This window comes from Streptococcus sp. HMSC062H02 (genome assembly GCF_001813005.1).
Taxonomy (GTDB): Bacteria; Bacillota; Bacilli; order Lactobacillales; family Streptococcaceae; genus Streptococcus; species Streptococcus oralis_S.
Genome location: NZ_KV811096.1, coordinates 1 through 1,717 on the forward strand (window position 1 = coordinate 1; position 1,717 = coordinate 1,717).

The following is a 1,717-nucleotide window of genomic DNA, read 5'->3' on the forward strand; positions in this document are numbered from 1 at the left end:
GTCAACTCCTCTGGTACCATCGGAATGGCACTTGGGCGCTGTCCGGTCCAGGCTTCTTGGAGGGAAGCGACTGCTTGGCGCAGGTTGTTGAGGACTTGAGTATCATTGGCTCCATAAACTGGGAGAGCCAGCTGGATGACATCCACCTCTTCACGCTTCATAAGGGCACGTCCCTTGATATCTTCCATAGTCATAGCAAGTGGTGTAGAGCCCACGATGGCTCGCACTTCACCTGCCTCATTCTGTGGCAGGCTCAACTGGTGCTTGAAGTTCGAGTAGAGTTGAGCACGAAGGTTGGTTTGACGACCGGCTGTCACCAAGAGGTGAACCCCGATACTGAGACCTTCACGGGAGATGCGCACCAAGAGCTTGAAGAGTTCCGCCTCATAGGCTTCTTCCTTGAAGGCTTCATAGCTATCTAAGAGGATGACGATAGCCGGCTCTTCCTGACCACTGGCCTGACGGTAGAGGTCTAAAGTCCCAACACCATAGTCCGCAAGGAGTTTCTTACGACGGTTGAGTTCTTTCTCCATGATTCGTACAAACTTAGAGATCTTCTCCGTTTGGTCCAGAAGCATGGTATCTGCCACCTGTGGAAGCTTGGACAATGGAGCCAAACCATTGGTACCAAAGTCCATCAAGTACATGGTAAGAGCCTTTGGACTGAATTTGCGAGCCAAGTCCATACCAGCAGTCTGAAGGAAGGTGGTCTTTCCTGTACCCGGACTTCCGTAAAGGAGGATATGACCATCCTTGGAGAGATTGATAGAGACAGCTTCCTGCTTCTGGGCCTGCGGGATATCTGCCATCCCCAAGAGGACAGAGAGTGGTTTCTCTTGTGTCCAGGCTACTGTCGGTTGCACTTCTTCCAGTTCGTCTAGTGCGATTCGCTCTTTGAGCGGTGGCAACCATGGTTGTGGTACTGGAGGAATTTCTTGTTCTTCACACAAGAGCTGGATATGGTGCACTATCGCATCCAACTCTGTCGGAACTTCCTTGATCTCATCCACATCTTCTAAGCCTGACAAGTCTTCATTCAAGATCTCATATTGGCCCAATTCATTGATCAGGTAGATAGTATGGTCCTCAATCCCCATATCGTCCTTGTCCGGCTGGTAATCTGCCCCTGACCAGGCTGACTGGAAGAGCTCATAGACTTCGTTATTTCCGACCTGTAGATAGGCACGTCCTGTCTGAGTAATCTCGGCTGCGTCCGGTGTATGAAGCATTTCATTTGAGTCCGAACGGTCCGCCACCTTAAGTGCGATCTTGAAGCGTGAGTTAGACCAGATCTGGTCATCCACCACACCAGATGGTTTCTGGGTAGCTAGGATCAAGTGGACCCCGAGGGAACGTCCGACCCGAGCGATGGATACCAGCTCCTTGATAAAGTCGGGCTGGTTAACCTTGAGCTCTGCAAACTCATCTGAGATGAGGAAGAGGTGAGGGAGCGGTTCTGTCGCTTCTCCGTTTTTAAATTTCTTCTGGTATTGATTGATATGGTTGACTTCAAACTCTCCAAAGAGTCGTTCACGACGATGGATCTCCGCATTGATCGAAGCCAGAGCCCGCATAGATTGGGCACCATCCAAGTTGGTAATCGTCCCCAAGAGGTGAGGCAGGTTTTTAAAGAGATTGGCCATCCCACCACCCTTATAGTCAATCAGCAAGAAAGCCACATCATGAGGGTGGAAGTTAACAGCGAGGGATAGGATAT

1 protein-coding gene is annotated in these 1,717 nt (G+C 50.4%); it reads right to left on the reverse strand.

The genetic code is table 11. From position 1 onward, the window contains the following. The coding region (gene essC, locus HMPREF2885_RS01510) for a type VII secretion protein EssC (RefSeq protein ID WP_070656899.1) at positions 1-1,717 on the reverse strand (1,717 nt) is incomplete at both ends.